The organism is Pseudomonas sp. BW7P1, assembly GCF_024981055.1.
Classification (GTDB): domain Bacteria; phylum Pseudomonadota; class Gammaproteobacteria; order Pseudomonadales; family Pseudomonadaceae; genus Aquipseudomonas; species Aquipseudomonas bananamidigenes.
Window position 1 is genome coordinate 1,121,253 of the sequence record NZ_CP103374.1, and the last position, 25,217, is coordinate 1,146,469.

Here is a 25,217-nt window from a genome sequence, read left to right on the forward strand (position 1 = left end):
TTGTTTTTTCGAGCTTGCCGCCACATTTTCGCCAATCCTACCCGATTCAGGCAGGCGACCATTGTCGCAGCGCAACCGACAAGTTGGACTTCAAGGATGAGACATTATCGAGTAACGTGCCGATCAATCTAGATTAAACGTTTCAGCAGGCGTATTTTCTACGTTTTAGACGCTTTTGGCCGGTGCTGCCGTGAAACCGCCAAAACGGCCTCCTGAAAGGGAGGCGCACAAGCGCCTAAGCTGGAACCATTCAAAACAATACCTGGCGCGTTAGCGCGTCAAAAAGGAGATCGCATGCTCGAGCTCACTGTAGAGCAGATATCCATGAGCCAGTCGGCTGTGGATAAGCCCGCCGCTTTGCAATTGCTGGCCAGTCATCTGGTCGCCGATGGCCTTGTCGCCGACGGATACCTCGCCGGCCTGCAGGCCCGCGAGGCTCAGGGCTCGACCTTCCTCGGCCAGGGCATTGCGATCCCCCACGGCACGCCCGAAACCCGCGACCAGGTGTTCGCCACCGGCGTGCGGCTGATGCAGTTTCCCGACGGCGTGGATTGGGGTGACGGCCAGATTGTCTATCTGGCCATCGGCATCGCCGCCAAATCCGACGAACACCTGCGTCTGCTGCAACTGTTGACCCGTGCCCTCGGCGAGACCGATCTGGGCCAGGCCCTGCGTCGTGCCGGTTCGCCCGAAGCCCTGCTGAAATTGTTGCAGGGCGCACCACAGGAATTGGCGCTGGATGCGCAAATGATCGGCCTCGGGGTCTCCGCCGACGATTTCGAAGAACTGGTCTGGCGCGGTGCGCGTTTGCTGCGTCAGGCCGATTGCGTGAGCAACGGGTTTGCCGGCGTGTTGCAGCAAGTCGAAGCGTTGCCGCTGGGGGAAGGCCTGTGGTGGCTGCACAGTGAGCAGACCGTGAAGCGTCCGGGCCTGGCCTTCGTTACGCCGGACAAACCGATGCGTTACCTCGGTCAGCCTCTCAGTGGTCTGTTTTGCCTGGCCAGTCTTGGTGAAGCGCATCAGGCGTTGCTCGAGCGCTTGTGCGCATTGCTGATCGAAGGTCGCGGCCATGAATTGGGCCGCGCCACCAGCAGCCGCAAAGTCCTTGAAGTGCTCGGCGGCGAATTGCCTGCCGACTGGCCCAGTGCGCGAATTGCCCTGGCCAACGCCCATGGTCTGCACGCACGTCCGGCGAAGATCCTCGCGCAGCTGGCAAAAAGTTTCGAGGGTGAAATCCGCATCCGCATCGTCGACGGTCAGGACAGCGCCGTGTCGGTGAAAAGCCTGAGCAAACTGCTGAGCCTTGGCGCCCGTCGCGGTCAGGTGCTGGAAATCATCGCCGAGCCGAGCATCGCCGCCGACGCCTTGCCGGCCTTGCTGGCGGCCATTGAAGAAGGTCTCGGCGAAGAGGTCGAACCGTTGCCGGCAGTCAGTCAGCAGCGCGAAATCATGGCCGATATCGCCGAAGTCTTGAGTGCCCCGGCTTCCGGCAGCCTGCTGCAAGCGATTCCCGCCGCCCCCGGCATTGCCATCGGGCCGGCGCACATTCAGGTCCAGCGAACCATCGATTACCCGCTGCGTGGCGAGTCTGCCGCCATCGAGCGCGGACGTCTGAAAAACGCGCTGGCCGAGGTACGTCAGGACATTCAGGGCCTGATCGAACGCAGCAAGGCCAAGGCGATCCGCGAGATTTTCATCACTCACCAGGAAATGCTCGACGACCCGGAACTCACCGATGAAGTTGACACCCGCCTCAAGCAGGGCGAAAGCGCGGAAGCGGCCTGGATGGCGGTGATCGAGGCCGCCGCGAAGCAACAGGAAGCCTTGCACGATGCCTTGCTCGCCGAACGCGCCGCCGATCTGCGCGACATCGGGCGTCGGGTACTGGCGCAATTGTGTGGCGTGCAGATGCCCGCCGAGCCAGAGCAGCCGTACATTCTGGTGATGGACGAGGTCGGTCCGTCCGACGTGGCGCGACTGGATCCGGCACGGGTCGCCGGGATTCTCACCGCACGCGGTGGCGCCACCGCTCACAGCGCAATCGTGGCTCGCGCGCTGGGCATTCCGGCATTGGTCGGAGCAGGCGCAGCGGTGCTGCTGCTGAAACCGGGCACGCCGTTGCTGCTCGACGGCCAGCGCGGTCGTCTGCATGTCGATGCCGATGCCGCGACCCTGCAACGCGCCGCCGAAGAACGTGACACTCGCGAACAGCGCTTGAAGGCCGCCGCCGAGCAACGCCACCAGCCGGCACACACCACCGACGGCCACGCCGTGGAAGTGTTTGCCAACATCGGTGAAAGCGCCGGTGTCAGCAGTGCGGTGGAGCAGGGTGCCGAAGGCATCGGTCTGCTGCGCACCGAACTGATTTTCATGGCCCATCCGCAGGCGCCGGACGAAGCGACTCAGGAAGCCGAGTACCGGCGCGTCCTCGACGGGCTCGCCGGGCGCCCGCTGGTGGTGCGCACCCTTGATGTGGGTGGCGACAAACCGTTGCCGTATTGGCCGATTGCCAAGGAAGAAAATCCGTTCCTCGGCGTGCGCGGGATTCGCCTGACCCTGCAGCGTCCGCAGATCATGGAGGCGCAATTGCGCGCCTTGCTGCGTTCGGCGGACGACCGCCCGCTGCGCATCATGTTCCCGATGGTCGGCAGCGTCGAAGAGTGGCGTCAGGCTCGTGAGATGACCGAACGTCTGCGCCGGGAAATCCCGGTCGCCGACCTGCAACTGGGGATCATGATCGAAGTGCCGTCCGCCGCGTTGCTGGCGCCGGTGCTGGCCAAGGAGGTGGACTTCTTCAGCGTCGGCACCAACGACCTGACCCAATACACCCTGGCCATCGACCGTGGTCATCCGACCCTGTCCGCCCAGGCTGACGGCCTGCACCCGGCGGTGCTGCAACTGATCGATATCACCGTGCGTGCAGCCCATGCCCACGGCAAATGGGTCGGCGTCTGCGGCGAGCTGGCGGCGGATCCGCTGGCAGTGCCGGTGCTGGTCGGACTGGGTGTGGATGAGCTGAGCGTGTCCGGACGCAGCATCGCCGAGGTCAAGGCGCGCATCCGCGAACTCAGCCTGACCCGCACGCAAACCCTTGCTCAACAAGCCCTGGCAGTGGGCAGCGCCGACGAAGTGCGCGCATTAGTGGAGACCCTGTAATGGCCAGGATTCTTACCCTGACCCTCAATCCGGCGCTGGACCTCACGGTGCAGTTGCCAACGCTGGTGGCCGGTCAGGTCAATCGCAGCGACGAGATGCACACCCACGCCGCTGGCAAGGGCGTGAACGTAGCTCAGGTTCTGGCTGACCTCGGGCATCAACTGACGGTCAGCGGTTTTCTCGGCGAGGACAATTTGCAGGCGTTCGAAAACCTGTTCGCCAAGCGCGGTTTTGTCGATGCCTTCATCCGCGTTCCGGGTGAAACCCGCAGCAACATCAAGGTCGCTGAACAGAGCGGTCGCATCACCGATATCAATGGCCCGGGTCCGGTTGTGGGCGTGGTGGCGCAACAGGCGTTGCTCGATCGTCTGGTACAGATCGCGCCGGGGCATGACGCGGTAGTGGTGGCTGGCAGTCTGCCGCGTGGGGTCAGTGCGAAGTGGTTGCGTGAATTGATCGAGCGTCTGAAGGGGCAGGGCCTGAAAGTCGCGCTGGACACCAGCGGCGAGGCGCTGCGCACGGCGCTCAAGGCCGGCCCGTGGCTGATCAAACCGAACACCGAAGAGCTGGCCGACGCGCTGGGGTGTGAAGTGCTGTCTCACGTCGCAGAGGCAGAAGCGGCCAATCGATTGCACGCGCAAGGCATCGAGCATGTGGTGGTTTCCCACGGTGCCGAGGGCGTGAACTGGTTCAGTGTCGGCTCGGCGCTGCATGCCACGCCGCCGAAGGTCAGCGTCGCCAGCACGGTGGGCGCCGGCGACTCGTTGCTGGCCGGCATGCTCCACGGTCTGCTCAGTGCCGACACGCCGGAGCAAACCCTGCGCACGGCTACGGCGATTGCGGCACAGGCGGTGACCCAGATCGGTTTCGGCATTCACGATGTCGCGCAACTGGCGCGGCTCGAACAGGGCGTGCGCGTGCGCCCCCTGACAGAACAATAAGAGGGTTTGTCATGAAGTTAGCCATTGTCACGGCCTGCCCGAACGGCATGGTCACCAGTGTGCTGTGCGCCCGGTTGCTCGATGCGGCGGCCCAGCGTCAGGGCTGGAGCACCAGCGTCGAGGTGGTGGATGCGGCGCATCCGGAACGCGCGTTGTCGGCAGCCACCCTCGATGCGGCGGAATGGGTGTTGCTGGTGGCCACCGGTGATGTCGACATGAGCCGCTTCGTCGGCAAGCGCGTGTACCGGATCGCACCGGCGCAAGCGTTGCAGGATGTCGAAGCGGTGCTGCGTCGCGGTGCCGAAGAAGCCGACATTCATGTTGCAAGTGAAGTTGCCCCGGCTGCCGTTGAGCAACGCGTACCACGCATTGTCGCCATCACGGCGTGCCCGACCGGCGTGGCCCACACCTTCATGGCCGCCGAAGCCTTGCAGCAAGCGGCCAAGCGTCTGGGCTACGAGTTTCAGGTGGAAACCCAAGGCTCGGTGGGGGCAAAAAATCCCCTGAGCGCGACGGCGATTGCCGAAGCCGACGTGGTGCTGCTGGCGGCGGATATCGAAGTCGCCACCGAGCGTTTCGCCGGCAAGAAAATCTACCGCTGCGGCACCGGAATTGCGTTGAAGCAGTCCGAAGCCACGCTGAAAAAAGCCCTGGCCGAAGGCAAGCAGGAAAGTGCGGCAAGCGACGGCAAGGCCCCGGCCAAACAAGAGAAGACAGGCATCTACAAACACCTGCTGACCGGTGTGTCGTTCATGCTGCCGATGGTGGTGGCGGGCGGTCTGATGATTGCGTTGTCGTTCGTGTTCGGCATCACCGCGTTCAAGGAAGAAGGCACGCTGGCGGCGGCATTGATGCAGATCGGTGGCGAGACCGCGTTCAAATTGATGGTGCCGTTGCTGGCCGGTTACATCGCTTACTCGATTGCCGACCGTCCGGGGCTGGCGCCGGGGATGATCGGCGGTTTGCTGGCAAGTACGCTGGGCGCCGGTTTCATCGGCGGGATCGTCGCCGGTTTCATTGCCGGTTACGCGGCGAAGCTGATCAGTCGTTATGTGGCGTTGCCGCAGAGTCTGGAAGCGCTGAAGCCGATTCTGATCATCCCGCTGTTCGCCAGTCTGATCACCGGGCTGGTGATGATTTACGTGGTCGGCAAACCGGTGGCGGGAATGCTCGCGGCGCTGACGCATTTCCTCGACAGCATGGGCACCACCAACGCGATCCTGCTCGGTGTGTTGCTGGGCGGCATGATGTGCGTCGACCTCGGCGGGCCGATCAACAAGGCCGCTTATGCGTTTTCGGTGGGGCTGCTGGCCTCGCAGAGTTACGCACCGATGGCCGCGACCATGGCTGCCGGCATGGTGCCGCCGATCGGTCTGGGCATCGCCACGTTCATCGCCCGGCGCAAGTTCGCCCAGACCGAACGCGAGGCAGGTAAAGCGGCGCTCGTGCTGGGCCTGTGCTTCATCTCTGAAGGGGCGATTCCGTTTGCCGCGAAAGACCCGCTGCGGGTAATCCCGGCCAGCATTGTCGGCGGTGCGCTGACCGGTGCGTTGTCGATGTACTTCGGTTGCAAGCTGATGGCGCCCCACGGAGGCCTGTTTGTGCTGGCGATTCCGAATGCGATCAACCATGCGCTGCTGTACCTGTTGGCCATCGTCGCGGGCAGTCTGTTGACGGCGCTTGTGTATGCGCTGGTCAAGCGTCCGGAAGCGCTCGATCTGGCGCTGGAGCCGGCCAACGCCTGAGGTGTCACACCCGCTTCATCTGGTGATGGTTAAGTTTTCCTTTTTTCAGGGAGAACACCATGAGCGATTTCAACCTCGGTCGCCGGCGCGTGATGCAAGTGGTCGGCGCCGGACTGCTGATGCCGAGTCTGGCCCCGGCCGTGATTGCTTCGGTCAAGGACCGACCACAACTCACCGACGGCGTGCAGTCCGGCGACCTGCAGGGCGACCGGGCGATGATCTGGAGTCGCACCGACCGCCCGGCGCGGATGGTGGTGGAGTGGGACACCCGCAGTCAGTTCCGCCATCCACGACGTGTCGTTTCTGCGCTGGCCGATGCCCGCAGCGATTTCACCGCCCGCGTCGAGCTCACCGGATTGCCCGCCGATCAGGCGATTTTCTACCGCGTGTATTTCAAGGACGCCCAGACCGGTGTTGCCAGTGAGCCGTGGCTCGGCCACTTGCGCAGTGCGCCGACGGCGCGGCGCAACATCCGTTTCGTCTGGAGCGGCGATACGGTCGGTCAGGGTTTCGGCATCAACCCGGATATCGGCGGCATGCGTATCTACGAATCCATGCGTTTGCGCCTGCCGGACTTCTTTATCCACAGCGGCGACACCATCTATGCCGACGGCCCGGTGCCGGCGCAACTGAACACCGAAGGTGGCCGCGTATGGCGCAACCTCACCACGGAAGCCAAGAGCAAGGTCGCCCAGACCCTCGACGATTATCGCGGCAACTATCGCTACAACCTGATGGATGAAAACATCCGCCGTTTCAACGCCGAAGTGCCACAGATCTGGCAGTGGGACGATCATGAAGTGGTCAACAACTGGTCGCCGGGCAAACAACTCGACGAGCGCTATCAGGAAAAGGATATCCACACCCTGGTCGGGCGCGCGCGTCAGGCCTGGCTCGAATATTCGCCGATGCGCCGTCAGGCAGCGGATGGTGGCGGGCGGATTTATCGTAAGTTGAGTTATGGGCCGATGCTCGATGTCTTCGTGCTCGACATGCGCAGCTATCGCGGCGCCAACGATGACAATCTCGGGGCGGAAAAACCGTTCCTCGGGCGCGAGCAACTGAACTGGCTCAAGCGCGGATTGAAGGCCTCGAAAGCCCGGTGGAAAGTCATCGCTGCCGACATGCCGATCGGCCTGGGCGTGCCGGACGGTGAAGTCAGCCCCGGCGTTCCGCGTTGGGAAGCCGTGGCCAATGGCGATCCCGGTCCGGCTCAGGGCCGTGAGCTGGAAGTGGCCGAATTGCTCGGGTTCCTGCGGGCGCAGCAGGTGCGCAATTTCGTGTTCCTGACAGCGGACGTGCATTACTGCGCGGCCCATCACTATCACCCGGACCGTGCGGCGTTCCAGGATTTCGAACCGTTCTGGGAGTTTGTCGCAGGACCCTTGAACGCCGGAAGTTTCGGGCCCAATCCGCTGGACAAGACCTTCGGCCCGGAAGTGGTGTTCCAGAAAGCGCCGCCGACGCAAAACGCTTCGCCGTTTGCCGGATTCCAGTTTTTTGGCGAGGTGAATATCGAGGGGCAGAGCGGGGAGATGAGTGTGGTGTTGCGGGATCTGAACGGGGTGGCGGTGTTTGAGCAGAAGTTGCAGCCGGTCTGATCACCATGAGCCCTGCGGGAGCGTGCAAGTTCGCTCCCGCAGGGCGTGGCGTCAGTAGACGTCGCGGCGATAGCGCCCCTGCTCGATCAGGCGTTCGACTTCTTCGGCGCCGAGGATGTCATGCAGAGCCAGGTCGACGCCCGAAGCCATGCCTTGCAGGCTGCCGCAGATGTAGATTACGGCGCCGTCCGCCAGCCACTTTTTCAGTTCATCAGCCGATTCGCGCAAACGATCCTGCACGTAGATTTTCTCGGCCTGATCCCGGGAGAATGCCAGGTCCAGTCGCGCCAGATCACCATTGATCAGCCACTCTTCCAGCTCCGTACGGCACAGGAAATCGTGTTCCCGATTGCGCTCGCCGAACAACAGCCACTGGCGCTGCTGGCCGTCGGCGATCCGCGCCTTGAGCAGGCTGCGCAGGCCGGCAAGGCCGGTGCCGTTGCCCAGCAGGATCATCGGTACCGGCTGGTTCGGCAGATGGAAGCCACTGTTGCGGCGTACCCGCAGGCTGATGCTGCCGCCTACGGGAGCATGCTCGGTCAGCCAGCCGGAGCCGATGCCGAGGGTGCCGTCGCTGTGTTGTTCCTGACGCACGATCAGTTCCAGCACGCCGTCGGCAGCAATCGAGGCGATCGAGTATTCGCGCATCGCCAGCGGCATCATCGCATCCACCAGCGCCTGAGCGTGCAGGCCCACCAGATGGGCGCGGTGCTCGGGCAACTGGCGGGAGGCGAGGGCGGTTTCCAGGGTCTCTTCCAGACCGTTGACCTTCACGGTGGTTTCGCCACGGATGCCCAGGCCGTCGAGGAAATGTTCGATGGTCCAGGGGCAGTTGCGCGGCAATACTTCCACCAGATCGCCGGCCAGCCAGCTGCTGTTATCGGGGGGCGTGAGTCCCAGCAGATAAACCGGCGAACCGCTGCTGTCAGGGTTCATCAATTCGCGGCGGACCAGTGTCCAGTTGCTGTAGCTCGGTGCCTGCCAGGTGTCGACCGGCGCTTGCCCCGTGATCAGGCCGAGCTGGGTCTGCCAGTGTCGCAGTGCGTAGGGATCGCCGCTGTCGACTTCCACCGGGGCGAACAGGGGCGTGCCGCCGTGTTCGCTCAGCCATTGATGCAGGCGTCGGGCGAAACCGCAGAAATGCTGATACTGGCGGTCGCCGAGCCCCAGTACGGAGTACTTGAGATCGCCGAAAGCCGAGGCGCGACTCAGCACGTTGCGCTCGAAACCGCGAGCACTGTCCGGCGCCTCGCCGTCACCGAAGGTGCTGACCACGAACAGCGCGTTGTTTGATGCCTGCAGATCCTGTTCGCGGACATTCGCCAGCGGCTGGACCTTCACCGGCAAACCGGCGGCCTGCAACTGGCCGGCGGTCTGCCACGCCAGTTGCTCGGCAAAGCCGCTCTGGCTGGCGAAGCCGATCAGCCATGCCGGACCGTCGCCCGCCGGCTGTTCGAGCCCCTGACGGGCATCCTTGATCTGCTTTTTCTTGCGCCGGCGATCCAGGTACAGCAGCCATCCGGTGATGAAAAACAGTGGCATCAGTACTGACGCGACGGTCACGATGATCCGCCCGGCCAGGCCGAAGTAGCTGCCGACGTGCAGCGCGTAAATGCTGGTCAGCAATTGCGCCTTGAAGCTCTTGTCGGTGTAGCGGTCGACCCGTTTGACGACGCCCGTGGCCGGGTCGAGAGTGATCTGGTTGAGCGCACGCTCATGGGGCGAACTGTCGAGCAGATAGAACACCGTCGCCGGTTGACCGGCCACTGGCGGCATGCGGATGTTGTAGGAGGCGAGGCCCGGACCTGCGGCGCTGTAGATGCTGAGCCACATGGCGGCGTAATCGGCGGTCGGCGCCGGGCCTTCGGGAGCCGGGCCACGACCGCCGCGCACGCGCTCGTTCTGTGGTGCATCCGACAGCAACTTCGTCAGTCCCTTGTTGTACCACTCGTAGGACCAGAACAGGCCGGTCAACGCCAGTAGCAAATAGACCAGCATGCACCAGGTGCCGAACACCGAATGCAGGTCCCAGTTGAAACTGCGGCCCTTTTTCTTCCAGTCCAGGGTCAGCCACACACGCCAGCTGTTCCACTGACGCGGCCAGCGCAGGTACAGGCCGGACAGGCAGAAGAACAACAGCATCAGGGTACAGGCACCGGTGATGTTGCGACCGGTGTCGCCCATGGCGAGGAAACGGTGCAGCTGCAGCATCAGGCCGAAGAAATCCTCACCGGTGACATCGCCCCTGACCTCGCCGGTGTACGGATCGAAATAGCGCATCTCGCCACGGCGCTCACCCTTTGCCGGGGTGAACCAGACCCGCGCCGCATTGCCGCTGTCGGTCTCGACCGTGAGCATCGAAACGGTCATGCCCGAGGCTGCCTGAATACGCTCCACCAGCTCGGCGGGCGGCAGGACGCCGGCGACCTGTTTTTCCACTTGCAGGACCTTCGGATTGAGCGCCTTCAGGATCTCGTCCTGAAACGAATAGGCGGCGCCGGTGATGCCCATCAGGGCCAGTACCAGCCCGGCAGTGATGCCAAAAAACCAGTGCAACTGGAACAGGGTTTTCTTCAACACGTCGCTTGCCTTGTCCGTCCGGAAATTGTTCTCACGGTGTGCATTATGCCGTGGGTTATCGAGAAACGTTCTTTATTGCGCACAAAGGCCCCGTTCAAGCGAATGAACGGGGCCTGGAACTTCCTTCCGCGATCAGAAGTGGAAGTTGGTGCTCAGCAATGCCGTGCGGCCCGCCGCCTGGTTGGCGAAGTGGGTCGAGAAGGCTTTGTCGTAGTAGGTTTCGTTGGTCAGGTTCTGCACGTTCAGTTGCAGGTCGACGTTCTTGCTCAGCTTGTAGGCCGCCATGGCGTCATAGCGAACGTAGGAATCGACCATGGTGGTGTTGGCCACGTTGCCATACACGTCATCCACGTAGAACGCACCGCCACCGATGGTCAGCTTCGGCGTGACCTGATAAGTGGTCCACAGGCTGGCGCTGTTTTTCGGGGTGTTCGGCAGTTCGTTGCCGTTGTTGGCCTTGTTGGCCGGCAGGTCACCACCGTCAACCTGTTCGCTGTCCATGTAGGCGTAGCCGGCGAACACTTGCCACTTGTCGGTGATCTTGCCGCTGGCCGACAGTTCGATACCTTGCACGCGGGTCTTGCCGGCGTTTTCGTACGAGGTGGTATCCACCTGGACACGCGCGTTTTCTTTCTCGGTACGGAACAGGTCGGCGGTCAGCGACAGGCGATCGTTCAGCAGATCCCACTTGGTACCGATTTCGTAGTTTTTGGTGGTTTCCGGCTCCATGTCGCTCTTGAGCAGGTTGCCGTTGCGATCCGGCGTGCCGCCCAGCGGGTTGCCTTCCTGGCCTTCACCCAGGGTGTTGCCCGGCGGTGTGGCGGACGTGGCGTAGGATGCATAGATGCTGCCGTTCGGTGCCGGTTTGTAGACGATACCGAACTGGCCGGTGACGAACTCGCTGGTGTCCGAACCCTTGGCGGTGGTGTTGCCGGCGTTGGTGTAAGTCTTGTAGCCGGTTTCGAAATGGTCATAACGCAGACCCATGTTCACCAGCCATTGTTCGGACAGCTCCAGTGTGTCGAACGCATACACGGCGTAGGTATCGGACTGGGTATCGGTGCCGGCATAGTTGCGCGAGATCGCGCCGTTCCACGGATCGTTCGGGTTCGGGTTCGACAGCGAGGTGCAGTTGTAGCCGCTGGCGGCACCGATCAGGCCCGGGTTGCAGTTGGTGGTCACGGCCGAGGTGCGCGGCGTGGTGTCGGTGTTGACGTTGTAGGAGGATTTGCTGCTTTCCTCACGGGTGTACTCGACACCGGTGGAGAAGCTGTTCTTGAAGCCCGCCACATAGAAGTTGCCGAACAGGTCAGTCTGGTTGGTGGTGGTCTCGGTGTTGCTCACGCGAGTGTTCGCGCGACGCCAGACGCTGCCGTTGTTGACGTTGCCCTTGCTGTCGTCCGGCTGGGTCAGGATGTAGTCCTGCATGCTGGTGCCGTGACGCAGGGTGTTCTTGATGGTCAGCGAGTCATTCAGGTCATGCTCGATGGCGAAGGTCGCGGTGTCGGTGCGGCCCTTGCGGAAGTCGCGATCCAGACCGTAGAAGTTGCTGTGGTCGCCGCCGGCGTATGGTTTGTCCGGGTTGGACTTGGTACGCGCCCCCGAGCCGCCGGCGGGGATGGTGTAAGGAATGCCCGAATCCGGGGTGTCGTTGCTTTCGAGATGGTAGTAGTCGAGGTTGACGCGGGTGTCGGTGCCCAGACCGAAGGCCAGGGACGGCGCGATGCCCCAACGGTCGTAGTCGACGCTGTCGCGACCGGCGACGTTGCTCTCGTGGCTCATCAGGTTCAGACGGCCGGCAGCGGTGTCGCTGAACTGGTAGTTGCCATCCATCGTGTAGCGCTGGGTCTGGTCGGAACCCCAGGTGAATCCACCGTCGAAGGAATTGCCCAGGTGCGCTTTCTTGCTCACCAGGTTGATGCTGCCGCCAGCCGCGCCACGACCGCCGATGGCGGAGTTCGGGCCCTTGCTGACTTCGATGTTTTCCACGGCGAAGATCTCGCGGCTCTGGGAGCCGGTGTCGCGTACGCCGTCGAGATAAGTGTCTCCCTGGGCATCGAAACCACGGATGAACGGACGGTCACCCTGCGGGTTGCCACCTTCACCGGCACCGAAGGTGATGCCCGGTACGGTGCGCAGGGCATCCTGCATGTTCAGCGCGCCGGTGTCTTTCAGGACTTGTTGCGGAATGACGGTGACCGAGCGCGGTGTGTCGACCAGCGGCGCGGTGTACTTGGGCGAGGAGGCTTTTTCGACCTGGTAGGACGTCGGGTCCTGCGCTTCGCCGGTGACGGCGGTGGCGTCCAGGGCGATGGCATTGCCGGAGGCTTTGCTGTCGGTCTTTTCGGCGGCGAACACCATGTGGCCTGCGGAACCGGCGGTCAGCGCCACGCCGATGGCAGAGGCGAGCAGGCGTGGTGAACTGACGGGTAATTGTGCGTGTTGACGTGACATTTTTATTCCCCTCCCCAAGGATTCGAGGCGGCGGAATATAGGGTAAACAGGTATTCGTATCAATTGCGAAATATTGTTATTCGCGACGAATTTACATTCTTTACAATTTATCCTTACGGTTTTTGCCGATTCATTCGTCTAGCGGGTTTTACACAGTCAATAAGAATCAATACCATTGCCGCCTCTTTGCCATCAGGTGACCCCGACATGCTGCTGCACATCCCAGCTCTGTTCGAAAAAGACGAAGTGCGGCGCATCCGCGAGGCTCTGGAGCAGGCCGACTGGGCCGACGGCAAGATCACCGCCGGCTATCAATCGGCCAAGGCCAAGCACAATCTGCAGCTGCCGGAAGGTCATCCACTGGCCAAGGAAATCGGCGCGGCGATGCTTGAACGCCTGTGGAAAAATCCGCTGTTCATGTCGGCCGCGTTGCCGCACAAGGTATTCCCGCCGTTACTCAACTGTTACACGGCGGGCGGCAGTTTCGATTTCCACATCGACAACGCCGTGCGCCAGCCCAAAGGCAGTATCGAACGGGTGCGCACGGATCTGTCGGCCACGCTGTTCTTCAGCGAACCCGAGGATTACGACGGCGGCGAGCTGGAAATCCAGGACACCTACGGCACCCAGCGCGTGAAACTGCCGGCCGGCGACATGGTGTTGTACCCCGGCACCAGTCTGCACAAGGTCAACGCCGTCACCCGCGGTGCGCGCTACGCCTCGTTCTTCTGGACCCAAAGCCTGGTGCGTGAAGACAGTCAGCGCGCCTTGCTGTTCGAGATGGACGGTGCAATCCAGCAACTCACCCGGGACCTGCCCGATCACCCTTCACTGATCCGCCTCACCGGCACCTATCACAACCTGTTGCGTCGCTGGGTCGAGGTGTAAGTGGCGGACTTTCGTTTGCGCCGCGAGGAAGTCCTCGATGGCGAACGGCTCACCGCGATGCTTGAAGAAAGCCCCGCCCGTGCCGCCCAGGCCATTCTGATGGCGGCGGGTGAGGGTGTGCTGGAGGCGCAGGCGCTGCTTGGGCAGATTCTGCTCGATGGCCATGGGATTGCGCAGGATCAGTCGTTGGCGCTGCGCTGGTTTGAAATCGCCGCCGGGCAAGGTCACCTGATGGCGCGCAACATGCTCGGTCGCTGCCATGAACAGGGTTGGGGATGCGCGGCAAATGCGTCGATTGCCGCGCAGCACTATCGAATCGCTGCCGAAGCCGGCCTGGACTGGGCGATGTACAACCTGGCCAATCTGTTGGCCACCGGGCGCGGTGTGGCGGTCGATCATCTTCAGGCCTTGGCGCTGTATCAACGCGCAGCCGAGGCTGGTCATGCCAAATCGATGAACCTGCTCGGGCGTTATCTGGAAGAAGGGCAAGTGTGCCCGGCGGATCCGGTAGCGGCCCGTGACTGGTATCGGCGTTCGGCCGAGGGCGGTGATTTTCGCGGCCAGTTCAGTTACGCCGCGGTGCTGGCGGCTGAGGGGCGAGTCGATGACGCAATTGTCTGGCTGGAGAAAGCGCTGGCCGGCGGCAACCTGAATTTTCTGCGAGTGGCGAGCCAGACACTGGCGAGCGCAACCGATCCGAAAATACAGGCATTGGCGCAGGCGTACGCTCGCCGTTGCGCCGAATGGCAGAACTCCTGAGCCGCAGCCACAAAAAAGCCCATGACGCGTCATGGGCTTTTTGCATTACGCCAGCGACACTTACACGTAGAACGATTTCAGCGGCGGGAAGCCATTGAACTCTACGGCGCTGTAGCTGGTGGTGTACGCACCGGTCGACAGCCAGTACAGGCGATCACCGATGGCCAGGTTCAGCGGCAAGCCGTATTTGTAGTTTTCATACATGATGTCGGCGCTGTCGCAGGTCGGGCCGGCGATCACGACTTCTTCCATCTCGCCTTTCTTCTCGGTCCAGATCGGGAACTTGATCGCTTCGTCCATGGTTTCGATCAGGCCGGAGAACTTGCCCACATCGGTGTACACCCAACGCTCCACAGCGGTGCGGGATTTACGCGCAACCAGCACCACTTCACTGACCAGGATGCCGGCGTTGGCGATCAGCGAACGGCCCGGCTCCAGGATGATTTCCGGCAGGTCATCACCAAAATCTTCTTTCAGGAAGCGAATGATTTCTTCGGCATAGGTTTCCAGGCTGTTGGTGCGGGTGATGTAGTTGGCCGGGAAGCCACCGCCCATGTTGATCAGCTTCAAGTGGATGCCGTCTTCTTCTTTCAGACGCTGGAAGATCACTTTGACCTTGGCGATCGCGGCGTCCCAGACACTGATGTCGCGCTGTTGCGAACCGACGTGGAAGGAGATGCCGTACGGCACCAGGCCCAGGTCGCGGGCGAGGATCAGCAGATCCATGGCCATGTCGGTCTGGCAGCCGAACTTGCGCGACAGCGGCCAGTCGGCGGTGGTCGAACCCTCGGTCAGGATGCGCACGTAGACTTTGGCGCCCGGAGCGGCCTTGGCGATGTTGCGCAGGTCGGCTTCCGAGTCGGTGGCGAACAGGCGCACGCCCTTATCAAAGAAGTAGCGGATGTCCTTGGACTTCTTGATGGTGTTGCCGTAGCTGATCTGGTCCGGGCTGACGCCACGGCTCAGCACTTTGTCCAGTTCGTAGATCGAAGCGATGTCGAAGCTCGAGCCTTTCTCCTTGAGCAGGTCGATGATTTCGACGGCCGGGTTGGCCTTGACCGCGTAGTAGACCTTGGCGAATTCGAAACCGGCGCGCAGGTCATCATAGGCCTGGGCGATCATCGCGGTGTCGATCACCACGAACGGGGTTTCCTGTTTGTCGGCGAACGCCTTCATTTTCTGAAAGGTTTCGCGCGCGAAATAGTCTTCGACCTGGATCGACATACCTGGGAGCTCCTATGGGCAAACTCGTGAAATCAATGGGTGCGAGGGTGTGTCATCAATGAATTCGCGAGGGCGTTGCGCCTGAGCGCGTGCCAGGCAAGGCGCAGGCCGCCGCTAATGGTCGCTCCCTTCGCAAGGCCTGCAACGCAGCATGGCGCGCGCTCAGGCACAACCCGAAGGGCCGGGCCTGCTTTTGCGCAGGGCTGCGTTGCTCGTCCCTTATTTGGAACAACCAAACTGCAGGCCTCGCGCCTTGCCCTGCGCAAAAGCAGACCCGGCGCACTCGTGAATTCATTGATGACACACCCTCCTGAACGTCCTCCGTATCCCCACTTTGGTTCGCCTACTTCCCAAGGCATGTCGCCGAAAGCAAAAAGGCCATGGGAAATGTAGTCTTTCTTTCCCTTGGCCTTGCTGTCTCGTCGTCAGTACTTGAGCCGGATGGATCGTTTCCAGCATGGACGTTCGGCGCGAACTTTAGGGCGTGAGGGGCCTGAGATCAACTAAAAATGTCGCGTTTTTGCACGCTTCTGACGTGCGTTGCGGATATCACTCTTTGTAGCCGACCGAGATGACGGTCAGATGTTCCGAAATAATTTTCAGGTGTTAAAAATACCTGCACGTTCGATGCTGATGTGCGCCAACTCTCAGATAACTACGATCACTTCAACATCGGCGACGTTGGCCGCGAGAAGGGCAGGTGAGGGGGGATTTGCTGGTTGAAGCTGACAGGAACGGCCGGGTTCGGCGCTCTGGTGTGTTGATATTTCTTGCCGGCTCATCGTCGGCGAAAAAATCCCGGCCTTGAGGATCCGGTGATCGAAAAAAAGGGCTGTCGAACAGCCCTTTTGCGTTTGATCAGGCCACCGCTTCGGCCGGCGACACAATATTGGTCTTCATTCCGCGTGATCGACCCGAACTCAGGTACGCGGCAATCGACTCTTGCGTGACCTCCCCGAGGAACACTCGTTCGGCATCCAGCACCGGCAACCATGCCCGATTGAACTCGTACATGCGCGACAACAGAATCCGCAAATGCTCGTCGTACGCAGCCGTGGCGTTGAATTCCCGCAGGAACTGCGCACAGGTTCCGGTCTGGCGGTGCAGGTCGCGACGTCGCACATAACCCAGTGCCTTGTTCTCGGCACAGGTGACCACCACGTAACGACGGTCATGCTCATCCATCAATTCCAGCGCGTCGGCCACCGGGGTTTCCGGGCTCACCGACGGTGCGTTGTCCGCCGCGTCTTGCGCCTTCACCAGCAGCAGGCGCTTGAGGGTGCTGTCCTGGCCGACGAAGTGGCTGACAAAGTCGTCCGCCGGATGGGCGAGCAGGGTGTCCGGGTGGTCGATCTGCAGCAGTTTGCCGGCGCGGAAGATCGCGATCTTGTCGCCGAGCTTGATCGCTTCGTCGATGTCGTGGCTGACCATGATCACGGTCTTGTTCAGCGCTCGCTGCATCTCGAAGAATTCGTTCTGGATCATCTCCCGGTTGATCGGGTCCACCGCACCGAACGGTTCGTCCATCAGCAGCAGCGGCGCATCCGCCGCCAGTGCGCGGATCACGCCGATCCGTTGCTGCTGGCCACCCGACAGTTCACGCGGATAACGATGCAGATATTGCTTGGGTTCAAGCTTGATCATGCTCATCAGTTCGCGGGCGCGGTCGTGGCATTTCTGTTTGTCCCAGCCGAGCAGTTTCGGCACCACGACAATGTTCTCTTCGATGGTCATGTTCGGGAACAGACCGATCTGCTGAATCACGTAACCGATGTTGCGACGCAGGGTCACTTCGTCGAGGTCGGTGGTGTCTTCGCCGTTGATCAGGATCTTGCCCGAGGTGGGCTTGATCAGGCGGTTGATCATTTTCAGCGTGGTGCTTTTGCCGCAGCCCGATGGCCCGAGGAACACGCAGATTTCGCCTTCATTGACGGTCAGGCTTACCGAATCCACGGCTTTCACGTCTTTGCCGTTGCTTTGGAAGGTCTTGCTGAGGTTTTGAAGTTCGATCATTTGAGGAGTCCTTTTGGAGTCAGCGAACGTTGCAGCCACTGCAAAATGAGGTCGGCGAAGATCGCCAGAAGACTGACCAGCAGCGCGCCGACGATCAGCATCGACATGTCGCTGCGGCTGATGGAGGCGAGGATCAGCACGCCGAGGCCGCCGGCGCCGATGGTTGCGGCAATGGTCATCACGCCGATGTTCATCACCACGGCGGTGCGTACGCCGGCAAGAATCACCGGCACCGCGATCGGCAACTCGACCATGCGCAGGCGCTGGCCGAAGGTCATGCCGATGCCGCGAGCGGCTTCACGAATGCCCGGTTCGACGCCGGTCAGGGCGAGGTAGGTATTGCGCATGATCGGCAGCAGTGAATAAAGGAACACGGCGGTAATGGCCGGCATCGGGCCGAGGCCCTGACCGAATTTCGAGTAGAACGGCAGCAGCAGCCCGAAAAGGGCGATCGACGGCACGGTCAGCAACACGGTGGCGCTGGCCTGCAAGGGACCGGCGAGGCTCGGGAAACGCGTCATCAGAATGCCCAGCGGCACGCCGATGAGGATCGCCAGGCTGACGGCGATGCCGACCAGGGTGATGTGCTGCCAGGTCAGGTGCATCACCTGCTGCCAGTCGAGGTGGGAAAAGGCGTTCAGGAATTCCATGACTTTTCCTCCTTCAATTCAGTGGATGCTGGCGCAGGAAATCGGCAGCGACTTTCGACGGGCTTTCATGATCGACATCGACCCGCGCATTGAGCTGGCGCATGGTTTCGTCGTCGAACAATTCCGCCAGCGGCTTGAGTTGCCCGGCCAACTGCGGATGGGCATCAAGGTAGGCCTGACGTACGACCGGTGCGGCGGTGTAGTCCGGGAAGTAATGTTTGTCGTCTTCCAGCAGCTTCAGGCCGAACGCGTTGAGGCGACCGTCGGTGGTGTAGACCAGCCCGGCAAACACCTGGCCGTTGCGCAGGGCGGTGTAGACCAGGCCTGCGTCCATCTGCCGGATATTTTTGCGGGTCAGGTTCATGTCGTAGCGCTTGACCATGCCGTCCAGACCGTCGGAGCGGTTGGCGAACTCGGTGTCCAGCGCCACCAGGTGATTGGTCCTGGCTTCAGCCTTCAGCACGTCGTTCAACTGGCTGATATTGCTGATCTGCGGATAGTCCTCGGCCACCTTTTTCGGCAGGGCGAGGGCGTAGGTGTTGCTGAATTTCGACGGGGTCAGCCAGACGAGGCCTTTTTTCGCGTCGAGTTCTTTCACCCGTGCGTAGGACTGTTCGCTGTCGAGTTTTTCGGTGACATGGTTGTAGGCCACCAGCGATACGCCGGTGTATTCCCAGAGCATGTCCAGTTGCCCGCTTTCGTGGGCGCTGCGGGCCAGATTGCTGCCCAGTCCGCCGGTGATCTGCGCATCGTAGCCTTTGCTGCGCAGGTATTGCGCGGTGATTTCCGCGAGCAGGGTTTGCTCGGTGAATACCCGGGCGCCGAGGCGAATGAGCGGCTTTTCCGCCGCCTGGGCAAATCCTGCGAACAGCAGGGCGCAGCCCAGAATCAAGCTAAGTCGTTTCATGAATATTCCTTTGCCGAAGCCTTAAGACGGGCGCAAACCGCGTTCCAGCCAGAGACGGCTGGCAAGGGTGACCACGCCATCGAGCAGCAGGGCCAGCAGCGCGGTGCACGCGGCGCCGAGCAGCAGTTGCGGCTGATTGTTCAGGGCGATGCCGGGGAAGATCAGGCTGCCAAGGCTGTTGGCGCCGATCAGGAATGCCAGCGGCGCGGTGCCGACGTTGATCGCCAGCGCCACCCGTACACCGCCGACGATGATCGGCACGGCGTTGGGCAATTCAACCTGCCACAGCACCTGGCGCGGGGTCATGCCAATGCCGGTGGCGGCTTCCTTGAGTGAACCCTGGACATTTTTCAGGCCTTCGTAGGTGTTGCGCACAATCGGCAAAAGCGATGCAAGGAACAACGCGAAGATCGCCGGGCCGCTGCCGATGCCGAGAAAACCCAGGGCAATCGCCAGCACGGCCAGCGGGGGCACGGTGTTGCCGATATTGAAGACCTGCATGAAACGTTCGGCGCGCCCGACCATGGTCGGACGGCTCAGGAAGATACCGGCGGGGATGCCCACGAGCAGGGCGGCCAGCATTGAAGCGAGGACAAGAATCAGATGAGCTTGCAGGTAAAACAACAAATCGTCGCGGTAGTGTTCGATCGTGTTGATGCCGATCCAGCGGACCAGCAGGGCCAGGAGCGCGATCACCACCGCACCTCCCATCAGCCCTTTGCCATAGCGGATAGCCACAGGCGGACTCCTTTTTCATAGTCGGCGGACGCTGTCCCGAGTGGCATGCCAAGCCTTGGCTGCCGAGAGAGTCGTTCGCGAGAAGCAGCTTTTTTTCAGCCCGGCAAAAGCGGTCCGAAAGCGAGCCATGAGCGCAGCCTCGTCAGGCTAACTTGCTGATTTTTCAGCCCCTGACGAAAAGTCGTAACAGGGGATGGACGTCTCCATGAATTAAAAGGTTCCCATCCTGGACAGCATTTGGCCACCCTTGATGTGCTCAACGGTTCGGTAATTGTCTTGACTTGGGCTATAATCGCAGCCCTTTTTTGAATCACCGCCAGGCGATTTCCCATGACCAACCAGGCCGCCGAAGTCGCGAAACGCCGCACTTTCGCCATTATTTCCCACCCCGATGCCGGTAAAACCACGATCACCGAAAAGCTCCTGTTGATGGGCAAGGCGATCTCCGTGGCCGGTACGGTGAAATCCCGCAAATCCGATCGCCATGCGACATCCGACTGGATGGAAATGGAGAAACAGCGGGGCATTTCCATTACCACGTCGGTCATGCAGTTCCCGTATCGCGAACACATGATCAACCTGCTCGATACCCCGGGCCACGAAGACTTCTCCGAAGACACCTATCGCACCCTGACTGCGGTGGACTCGGCCCTGATGGTCCTCGACGGCGGTAAAGGTGTAGAGCCGCGGACCATCGCGCTGATGGATGTCTGCCGTCTGCGTGACACGCCGATCGTCAGCTTCATCAACAAACTCGACCGCGACATCCGCGACCCGATCGAGCTGCTCGACGAGATCGAAGCCGTCCTGAAGATCAAGGCTGCGCCGATCACCTGGCCGATCGGTTGCTACCGCGATTTCAAGGGTGTGTATCACCTGTCGGGTGACTACATCATTGTCTACACCCCCGGTCACGGCCACGAACGCACCGAAACCCGGATCATCGAGAAGCTCGACTCCGACGAAGCCCGCGCCCACCTGGGCGACGAGTACGAGCGCTTCCTTGAGCAGCTGGAGCTGGTGCAGGGTGCCTGCCACGAGTTCAACCAGCAGGAGTTCATCGACGGTCAACTGACCCCGGTGTTCTTCGGTACCGCGCTGGGCAACTTCGGTGTCGATCATGTACTCGACGCCGTGGTCGACTGGGCGCCGCGTCCGCTGCCACGGGTGGCCAACGAGCGCACCGTGGAGCCGGTGGAAGAGAAGTTCTCGGGCTTCATCTTCAAGATCCAGGCGAACATGGACCCGAAACACCGCGACCGCATCGCCTTCATGCGTATCTGCTCCGGCAAGTACGAAAAAGGCATGAAGATGCGCCACGTGCGCACCGGCAAGGACGTGCGCATCGGCGATGCCCTGACGTTCTTCTCCTCCGAGCGTGAACAGCTGGAAGAGGCCTATGCGGGCGACATCATCGGTCTGCACAACCACGGCACCATCCAGATCGGCGACACCTTCACCGAAGGCGAAACCCTGGGCTTTACCGGTATCCCGCACTTCGCCCCGGAACTGTTCCGTCGCGTACGTCTGCGCGACCCGCTGAAATCCAAGCAACTGCGCCAGGGCCTGCAACAGCTGGCCGAAGAAGGCGCGACCCAGGTGTTCTTCCCGGAGCGCACCAACGACATCATCCTCGGCGCCGTCGGTGTGCTGCAGTTCGATGTGGTCGCCAGCCGCCTGAAAGAGGAATACAAGGTCGAGTGCTCCTACGAGCCGATCACCGTGTACTCCGCGCGCTGGATCGAATGCAGCGACAAGAAGAAGCTGGAGGAATTCTCCAACAAGGCTGTGGAAAACCTCGCGCTGGACGGCGGCGGTCACCTGACCTACCTCGCTCCGACCCGGGTCAACCTGGCCCTGATGGAAGAGCGCTGGCCGGACGTGAAATTCCGTGCGACCCGTGAGCATCATTAAGCGCTGAACTATTGTGCGGACTCCCTGCAGCGCGAGCTGCGGGGTTCAGACCGAATAGCCCTGCCGGTTTACGCCTGCAGGGCTTTTTTGGTTTTGCTTCACAGGTTGTCCGCAAGATACAGCCGGTGGCTGCGTTCAATTTCTTCGATCAATTCTTTATTTTCAATGCCGGCGGTGCTTGCGAATTCGCGCCATCGACGAACCGAATCGGCGACTTCCTTGATGATTTTGCGCCCGTTCAACCTGGGGATCTGTTTCGCCAGTGCGAGCAGGTCTTCGATTGTAAAACCATCTCTTTTCCCATTGATGGTCATCTGGTGAGTGGATACCCATGGCGAGTCGACGCGATAAGCCCAGCACATGTCATAGGCCGGGGCCAGGCGCCAAACCCCGTCCCTCCAGACCTGGAAAGCAATATTTCGAGTATGGTCGTCCTGATTGCGTGCAATCACATTGAACACGGCGCGACGAAACAGCTCTATGTGATCTTCTCTGGGAAGACTCAGATCCCTCGCTACGAGCAGCGCTTGTTCGTAAGAGTACGCGCCTGGTTGGGTATAGTCGGCAATGTCCATGGCACACAATGTTTGCACGTGAATCTTGTCACCATCGTCCATCCGGTCGAAACGGCGGGTCATGAAGTGAGCGCGAGGACCATCAATGTGCAGGCGGCACTCGGTCATGGTAATCCCCGAGGCGACAGTCATCAGATGGTAGGCGTATTCCACCCGGCCAAAGCCGGCCGGGTCCCCCAGCGAGTTTGCCCCTTTTGGCACATCGAACTTGAACAGCCAGTAGCTGTAACCCTCAGGGGCCGTGATTTGTCCCGAGCAAAGTTGGCCGGTCTTTTCATTGATGGCAATGATCGCCTTCGGTCGTTGGCCGCCAGCCGATGAACCCACCTGAAACAAATGCTTGAGCGCTTCTTCATCCCGCTTGCCGTGATGACCCAATTGCAGCCCGGCAAACTGCTGTTGGCGCTGCTCGAGGATCTGTCCGGCAAGCTCCACCAGAGAATCGAGCTCCAGCTTTTCGATCCTGGTCCTGGCCCGGTCCACGGCAGGGCGGAATTCCAGCGCCCCCATGCCTCGGGCGCCGATGTAAAGCAATCGTTCAACAGGCGTGAAGCTTTTGGGGTCGCGCCCTTCCCTGGCCAGCCAGGCGTCGATCACTGCGTTACCGAAGTCATCCGGAAGCGAATCTGAAAGGCATGGCGGGAGAGATTTGAAAGCCTGGACGTTCAGCGATGGGAAGGCGTACACCTCACCTGCCACTGCTCGCATGGTCAGTGGTGCAATCTCGAGCCCGATTTCGGCAAACGCTGGATCGAATTCAAATGTCGCTGTTGCCGGGGACTGACTTTCATCCCAAAGCACGGCACCCACCTTGATATCCCACATCCACACTTCTGCGGTTATCGTCACGTCATTTCTTCCTTGGTATCAGCAAAGGCTTCGCTTTGCCCTGCTCATTGTTTTTTGATGATGCTTGCGGTTGAGCGCTGCCGTAGGCATGTATTCGGCCCTCGCGGGTACGGACGCTTCCCTGTGCACGGACCCGGCCTGTCTTGCCTGTCTGGGCCGCAGTCATCGGGCTCGCACGTGGAGGCTCGATCAGGCCGGAGAGAAGGTCCAGAGAATCAAACTCTCGTAGCACGGCGATCAGCAGCTGTAGGGTACCTTTGCCTTTTTCCAGCTTTTGAATCGTGGGAGTGCTGACTCCGACACTTTCTGCAAGCTGGTCTTGTGTTATGTCCTTGCGCAGGCGGCGCGCGCGCAAAGCCTCACCTAACTGAGCAGAAATGGCGTCATCACTTTTACGTTGAATTCGCATAAGAAAAATATTCCTTTGTGTTGTGGTCTTTTTTCAGACTTAAGGAAAATATTATTTTGCATTATGCAAGGTTTCAAATCTGATCATTTTAGTCGATAAAGAAAATTTTTATTTGTGTTAGGCGATGAGATACGCACAAATGAAAATATTTCTTTGTTTTATAGGCTAGCCAGGATTCGTGATGATTTTGCGGTCATGAAGGCGCTTTTTTCAGGCCAGTGGGGCCAACAGTTGCAGTTATCGAGACGCTATGCACATAGCTTTCGGCGTTCGCCTGGTTGTCTGGAGGCACTCTCAATTCAATGCGAATGCTACGTGCGATGTAAAAGAGTGCACAGGCTCTTCGTGTAGGCCTTTTCCTGCCTGTAGGTGAGAGGACTCCGGATTGTTGTCTTCACGGGATGTCCAAACGACAACCCGCCTTCTGGCAGCTAGTGTCAACGCTCACGCACCTTCAAGGATTAATGGAATGAGAGGGCGGTTCACTCATTTGCTGCGATTCGATGGTTACTTCAGCACCATGGCCTGGGTACTCGCGGCGCTGCTGTTCATCAATCGCCTGAGCAGCATGGTCAAGCTGTTCATGGCCTTGTATCTGCGTCAGGAGCTGGGCTTCGCCATCGAGACCGTTGGCTGGTTGCTGGCGGCGTATGGCGGCGGGTTGTTGATCGGTTCGCTGCTGGGCGGTTTGCTCAGCGACCACATCCGCACCGCGCGGCTGACGGCGGCGCTGTTCTTCCTTTCAGCCTGGGTACTGCTCGGGCTCGGGCTGGTGACACAAGTGCCGCTGCTGGCCGGGCTGCTGTTGCTCAGCGGTACGATCGACGGTGCGATCCGTACGTTGCACCAACGCCTGATCATGGAGTATTGCGAAGTCCCGCAGCGGCCTCGGGCGCAGGCCTTGAGCCGTATCGCCAGAAACCTCGGCATGGCCGCCGCCGGTGTCGCGGGCGGGGTGCTGGCGCAGGCGGATTTCCGCTGGGTGTTCTTCATCAGCGCGGCGCTGACGCTGGTGGCGCTGCTCTGGTTCGTCCGCACGACCTGGCGGCGAACAGTGCTGATCCCGGACGAAACCCCAGAGGCGCAGATCGGATCCGGCCTGCCATACCGCGACAAACCCTTTCTCTGGCTGCTGGCAGCGACCGTTTTGCTCGGCATGGCGTTCGACACCGTTTACAGCACCCTCGGCAACTATCTGCGCGACTACTATCGCTTGAGTACCGAGGCCATCGGCTGGCAGTTCGCGATCAACGCGGTCCTTGTCGTGGCGTTGCAGATTCCAGTCTCGCATTGGGGCGAACGCTGGGGCTCGCGTCGGCCCTTGATCGCCGGTTGCGTGTTGCTGGCGCTGGGCCTCGGCATGCTGCCACTGGGTTCCGGATTGTTTTATGTCTGCCTGTCGACAATGGTCTGGACGCTGGGCGAAGCGCTGTTCATGCCGCCGCTGAATGTGCTGGTCATGCAGCATGCGCAACGCGGCAAGAGCGGCCAGTACTTCGGTCTGTTTTTCATGGCCTGGAGCGCGAGTGCGTTGCTGTCGCCGGTGCTGAGCGGACAGCTTTACGGCCAGTTCGGAGGGCACAGCGTCTGGGTGGCTAGCGCGGCACTGGCACTGCTGTCGGTTCCGCCGGTTTGTCTGGCGACCCGTTTGCGCGGCTCGGCCAGCCAGCCCGTGCAAACCCGCAAGGTCACCTCGCTTAGTTGATCCGGTTATGGGGCTTATTCGAAAGCGGTCTGTCCAGCCATGGCATTTCCGGGCATGGGTTAGCGTCCTATCTGGTGAACCCGGCTGATCGGAACTAGATTTTATTCAG

Annotated in this window: 17 protein-coding genes; 8 read left to right on the forward strand and 9 right to left on the reverse strand. The window is 61.0% G+C overall.

The genetic code is table 11. From position 1 onward, the window contains the following. Positions 1 to 294: 294 nt before the first annotated feature. From ptsP to NWV16_RS04925, 4 genes are read left to right on the forward strand one after another with little or no spacing between them, the layout of a single operon-like run. A complete protein-coding gene (ptsP, locus tag NWV16_RS04910) occupies positions 295 to 3,156 on the forward strand; it encodes a phosphoenolpyruvate--protein phosphotransferase (protein WP_260522181.1) in 2,862 nt (953 codons plus the stop codon). Further along, entirely contained in the window at positions 3,156 to 4,097 is a 942-nt protein-coding gene (gene pfkB, locus NWV16_RS04915) for a 1-phosphofructokinase (protein ID WP_260522182.1), read from the forward strand. The genes ptsP and pfkB overlap by 1 nt, the downstream gene beginning before the upstream one ends. Before the next feature lie 11 nt (positions 4,098 to 4,108). Further along, on the forward strand, positions 4,109 to 5,842 hold the full coding sequence (locus NWV16_RS04920) for a PTS fructose-like transporter subunit IIB (RefSeq protein WP_260522183.1): 1,734 nt from the start codon (positions 4,109 to 4,111) through the stop codon (positions 5,840 to 5,842). Positions 5,843 to 5,901: 59 nt separating this feature from the next. Further along, entirely contained in the window at positions 5,902 to 7,443 is a 1,542-nt protein-coding gene (locus NWV16_RS04925; protein WP_260522184.1) for an alkaline phosphatase, read from the forward strand. 51 nt (positions 7,444 to 7,494) lie between these two features. On the opposite strand, the gene NWV16_RS04930 is transcribed toward NWV16_RS04925, so the two are convergent. Together NWV16_RS04930 and NWV16_RS04935 are read right to left on the reverse strand one after the other, a co-directional pair. After that, positions 7,495 to 10,023: a sulfite reductase flavoprotein subunit alpha gene (locus NWV16_RS04930; RefSeq protein WP_260522185.1), complete on the reverse strand. Its 2,529-nt coding sequence runs from the start codon at positions 10,021 to 10,023 to the stop codon at positions 7,495 to 7,497. A 132-nt stretch (positions 10,024 to 10,155) separates the two neighbouring features. Then, positions 10,156 to 12,477: a TonB-dependent siderophore receptor gene (locus NWV16_RS04935; RefSeq protein ID WP_260522186.1), complete on the reverse strand. Its 2,322-nt coding sequence runs from the start codon at positions 12,475 to 12,477 to the stop codon at positions 10,156 to 10,158. Between the two features lie 207 nt (positions 12,478 to 12,684). Here NWV16_RS04935 and NWV16_RS04940 point away from each other — a divergent pair, with 207 nt between their 5' ends. Both NWV16_RS04940 and NWV16_RS04945 read left to right on the forward strand, forming a co-directional pair. Beyond that, positions 12,685 to 13,365, forward strand: a complete 681-nt coding sequence (locus NWV16_RS04940; RefSeq protein ID WP_260522187.1) for a Fe2+-dependent dioxygenase — start codon at positions 12,685 to 12,687, stop codon at positions 13,363 to 13,365. Further along, complete coding sequence (locus NWV16_RS04945) at positions 13,366 to 14,124, forward strand: tetratricopeptide repeat protein (protein WP_260522188.1); 759 nt, start codon at positions 13,366 to 13,368, stop codon at positions 14,122 to 14,124. Between the two features lie 60 nt (positions 14,125 to 14,184). Here NWV16_RS04945 and NWV16_RS04950 read toward each other — a convergent pair whose 3' ends face one another. From NWV16_RS04950 to NWV16_RS04970, 5 genes are all read right to left on the reverse strand, one after another. Next, complete coding sequence (locus NWV16_RS04950; protein WP_065259168.1) at positions 14,185 to 15,348, reverse strand: type III PLP-dependent enzyme; 1,164 nt, start codon at positions 15,346 to 15,348, stop codon at positions 14,185 to 14,187. 858 nt (positions 15,349 to 16,206) lie between these two features. Beyond that, positions 16,207 to 17,361 carry a betaine/proline/choline family ABC transporter ATP-binding protein gene (locus tag NWV16_RS04955; protein WP_260522189.1) on the reverse strand — a complete coding sequence of 385 codons (1,155 nt, stop codon included), beginning with the start codon at positions 17,359 to 17,361 and terminating at the stop codon, positions 16,207 to 16,209. Next, entirely contained in the window at positions 17,358 to 18,011 is a 654-nt protein-coding gene (locus NWV16_RS04960; protein WP_007953690.1) for an ABC transporter permease, read from the reverse strand. The genes NWV16_RS04955 and NWV16_RS04960 overlap by 4 nt, the downstream gene beginning before the upstream one ends. Before the next feature lie 13 nt (positions 18,012 to 18,024). Beyond that, on the reverse strand, positions 18,025 to 18,918 hold the full coding sequence (locus NWV16_RS04965; RefSeq protein ID WP_260522190.1) for a glycine betaine ABC transporter substrate-binding protein: 894 nt from the start codon (positions 18,916 to 18,918) through the stop codon (positions 18,025 to 18,027). A 21-nt stretch (positions 18,919 to 18,939) separates the two neighbouring features. Then, positions 18,940 to 19,629 (reverse strand): ABC transporter permease, encoded by a 690-nt coding sequence (locus NWV16_RS04970; protein ID WP_176704448.1) that lies wholly within the window; start codon positions 19,627 to 19,629, stop codon positions 18,940 to 18,942. Between the two features lie 357 nt (positions 19,630 to 19,986). Between NWV16_RS04970 and NWV16_RS04975 the strand changes: the two genes are divergently transcribed. Then, the gene (locus tag NWV16_RS04975) at positions 19,987 to 21,570 is read left to right on the forward strand and encodes a peptide chain release factor 3 (protein ID WP_260522191.1); all 1,584 of its coding nucleotides are present in this window, start codon (positions 19,987 to 19,989) and stop codon (positions 21,568 to 21,570) included. 98 nt (positions 21,571 to 21,668) lie between these two features. Here the strand turns inward: NWV16_RS04975 and NWV16_RS04980 are convergent, their stop codons facing one another. Together NWV16_RS04980 and NWV16_RS04985 are read right to left on the reverse strand one after the other, a co-directional pair. Continuing rightward, positions 21,669 to 22,994, reverse strand: coding sequence for a type II toxin-antitoxin system HipA family toxin (locus tag NWV16_RS04980; protein ID WP_260522192.1), 1,326 nt, complete (start codon positions 22,992 to 22,994; stop codon positions 21,669 to 21,671). 1 nt (position 22,995) lies between these two features. Continuing rightward, on the reverse strand, positions 22,996 to 23,403 hold the full coding sequence (locus tag NWV16_RS04985; protein ID WP_260522193.1) for a helix-turn-helix transcriptional regulator: 408 nt from the start codon (positions 23,401 to 23,403) through the stop codon (positions 22,996 to 22,998). A 469-nt stretch (positions 23,404 to 23,872) separates the two neighbouring features. Between NWV16_RS04985 and NWV16_RS04990 the strand changes: the two genes are divergently transcribed. Next, entirely contained in the window at positions 23,873 to 25,108 is a 1,236-nt protein-coding gene (locus tag NWV16_RS04990) for an MFS transporter (RefSeq protein WP_260522194.1), read from the forward strand. The last annotated feature ends 109 nt before the right edge of the window (positions 25,109 to 25,217 follow it).

Bases quoted from the DNA above. Each gene is read 5' to 3' on its own strand.
- ptsP (WP_260522181.1), top strand. From the start codon at position 295: ATGCTCGAGCTCACTGTAGAGCAGATATCCATGAGCCAGTCGGCTGTG.
- pfkB (WP_260522182.1), top strand. From the start codon at position 3,156: ATGGCCAGGATTCTTACCCTGACCCTCAATCCGGCGCTGGACCTCACG.
- NWV16_RS04920 (WP_260522183.1), top strand. From the start codon at position 4,109: ATGAAGTTAGCCATTGTCACGGCCTGCCCGAACGGCATGGTCACCAGT.
- NWV16_RS04925 (WP_260522184.1), top strand. From the start codon at position 5,902: ATGAGCGATTTCAACCTCGGTCGCCGGCGCGTGATGCAAGTGGTCGGC.
- NWV16_RS04935 (WP_260522186.1), bottom strand. From the start codon at position 12,477: ATGTCACGTCAACACGCACAATTACCCGTCAGTTCACCACGCCTGCTC.
- NWV16_RS04940 (WP_260522187.1), top strand. From the start codon at position 12,685: ATGCTGCTGCACATCCCAGCTCTGTTCGAAAAAGACGAAGTGCGGCGC.
- NWV16_RS04950 (WP_065259168.1), bottom strand. From the start codon at position 15,348: ATGTCGATCCAGGTCGAAGACTATTTCGCGCGCGAAACCTTTCAGAAA.
- NWV16_RS04955 (WP_260522189.1), bottom strand. From the start codon at position 17,361: ATGATCGAACTTCAAAACCTCAGCAAGACCTTCCAAAGCAACGGCAAA.
- NWV16_RS04960 (WP_007953690.1), bottom strand. From the start codon at position 18,011: ATGGAATTCCTGAACGCCTTTTCCCACCTCGACTGGCAGCAGGTGATG.
- NWV16_RS04965 (WP_260522190.1), bottom strand. From the start codon at position 18,918: ATGAAACGACTTAGCTTGATTCTGGGCTGCGCCCTGCTGTTCGCAGGA.
- NWV16_RS04970 (WP_176704448.1), bottom strand. From the start codon at position 19,629: ATGGGAGGTGCGGTGGTGATCGCGCTCCTGGCCCTGCTGGTCCGCTGG.
- NWV16_RS04975 (WP_260522191.1), top strand. From the start codon at position 19,987: ATGACCAACCAGGCCGCCGAAGTCGCGAAACGCCGCACTTTCGCCATT.
- NWV16_RS04985 (WP_260522193.1), bottom strand. From the start codon at position 23,403: ATGCGAATTCAACGTAAAAGTGATGACGCCATTTCTGCTCAGTTAGGT.
- NWV16_RS04990 (WP_260522194.1), top strand. From the start codon at position 23,873: ATGAGAGGGCGGTTCACTCATTTGCTGCGATTCGATGGTTACTTCAGC.